General features: G+C 61.4%; 2 protein-coding genes. One reads left to right on the top strand and one right to left on the bottom strand.

Annotated features, from left to right (window positions below; all coding sequences use genetic code 11):
* Positions 1-49 precede the first annotated feature (49 nt).
* Positions 50-1,051, bottom strand: a complete 1,002-nt coding sequence (gene gap / locus G3436_RS21690) for a type I glyceraldehyde-3-phosphate dehydrogenase (protein WP_163949312.1) — start codon at positions 1,049-1,051, stop codon at positions 50-52.
* A gap of 264 nt (positions 1,052-1,315) precedes the next feature.
* Between gap and G3436_RS21695 the strand changes: the two genes are divergently transcribed.
* Positions 1,316-2,048, top strand: a 733-nt coding sequence (locus G3436_RS21695; protein ID WP_178116556.1) for a dihydroxy-acid dehydratase domain-containing protein, incomplete at its 3' end; no start/stop codon positions are given.

Here is a 2,048-nt window from a genome sequence, read left to right on the forward strand (position 1 = left end):
CCTGTGGGAGCTGTTGCCAGCGAAGGCGTCAGATCAGGCAACTGATCTATTACTGTGCGTTACACAGCGCCAGGCAGTTATCCAGCATCCGGTTGGAGAACCCCCACTCATTGTCGTACCAGGCCATGACCTTGAGCATCTTGCCGGCGACCTTGGTGTGATTGGCATCGAAAATCGACGAAAGCGGATTGTGGTTGAAGTCGCACGACACCAGCGGCAAGGTGTTGTAGCCCAGAATCTTCGAATGCCGGCTGGCCTCTTTCATCAGTGCATTGACCTCCTCGACGCTGGCCTCGCGCGCCAGGTTCACGGTCAGGTCCACCAACGACACGTTGATCACCGGCACCCGCACCGCCATGCCGGTCAGCTTGCCGGCCAGCTCCGGCAGCACCAGGCCCACCGCCTCGGCAGCACCGGTCTTGCTCGGGATCATCGATTGGGTCGCGGCGCGCGCGCGGTACGGGTCGCTGTGGTACACATCGGTCAGGCTCTGGTCGTTGGTGTAGGCATGGATGGTGGTCATCAGGCCCTGCTCGATGCCCAGCTCGCGGTGCAGTACCTGGGCCACGGGTGCCAGGCAGTTGGTGGTGCACGAGGCACTGGAGATGATCTGGTGCGACGGGCGCAGGATGTCGTGGTTGACCCCGTACACCACGGTGGCGTCCACGCCTTTGCCCGGCGCCGAGATGATGACTTTGCGTGCCCCGGCAGTAAGATGGGCTGCCGCCTTGGCGCGCTCGGTGAACAGGCCGGTGCATTCGAACACCACGTCGATCGCCAGGGCCTTCCACGGCAGTTCGGCGGGGTTGCGGATGGCGCTCACCGCAATACGGTCACCGTTGACGGTCAGGCTCTCGCCATCGGACTCGACACTGCCATCGAACAGCCCATGGACGCTGTCGTACTTGAGCAGGTGGGCATTGATCGCGCTGTCGCCCAGGTCGTTGATGGCGACGATCTGCAGGTCCTGACGGTAGCCTTGGGTATACAGTGCACGAAGAATGTTGCGGCCGATGCGGCCAAAGCCATTGATTGCGATACGAAGCGTCATGGAGCTACCTCTGGCAGACCGGGTGATGCCCTTGAACGGAGCTTGAGCATCACAAAATCTGATTTTGTTGTTGGAATTACAAGATTATTCGTAAAAAAATAGAAAACAAGCCTTTTTGCTGGCAGTATTTTGTTCAATCTACAACGAGTGACCGGCCAAGCCGTTCTTCTTCGACGATCGCCCCCTTGCCTTGAGCCTAGGCCGCAATCGTTTGTAAGGGAAACCGCCGCAGAGGTTGCTGCCCCTTAGCCTGGAGTCCAGTACATGCATCCGCGCATTCTTGAGGTCACCGAACGGTTGATCGCCCGTAGCCGTCCTACCCGTGAACGCTATCTGCAACTGATTCGCGGCGCGGCCAGCGACGGGCCGATGCGCGCCAAGCTGCAATGCGCCAACTTCGCCCATGGCGTGGCCGGCTGCGGCACTGAAGACAAGCAGAGCCTGCGCATGATGAATGCGGCCAACGTGGCCATCGTCTCGGCCTACAACGACATGCTGTCGGCCCATCAGCCCTACGAGCACTACCCCGAGCAGATCAAGCAGGCATTGCGCGACATCGGCTCGGTCGGCCAGTTCGCCGGCGGCGTGCCGGCCATGTGCGACGGCGTCACCCAGGGCGAGCCGGGCATGGAGTTGGGCATCGCCAGCCGCGAAGTGATCGCCATGTCCACAGCCATCGCACTGTCGCACAACATGTTCGACGCAGCATTGATGCTGGGCATCTGCGACAAGATCGTGCCCGGCCTGATGATGGGCGCGCTGCGCTTCGGCCACCTGCCGATGCTGTTCGTGCCGGGCGGGCCGATGCCTTCGGGTATTTCCAACAAGCAGAAGGCCGACGTGCGCCAGCGCTATGCCGAGGGCAAGGCCAGCCGCGAGGAGTTGCTGGAGTCGGAGATGAAGTCCTACCACAGCCCCGGCACCTGCACCTTCTACGGCACGGCCAACACCAACCAGCTGCTGATGGAAGTGATGGGCCTGCATTTGCCGGGCGCTT

The organism is Pseudomonas brassicae, assembly GCF_010671725.1.
GTDB classification, from domain to species: Bacteria; Pseudomonadota; Gammaproteobacteria; order Pseudomonadales; family Pseudomonadaceae; genus Aquipseudomonas; species Aquipseudomonas brassicae.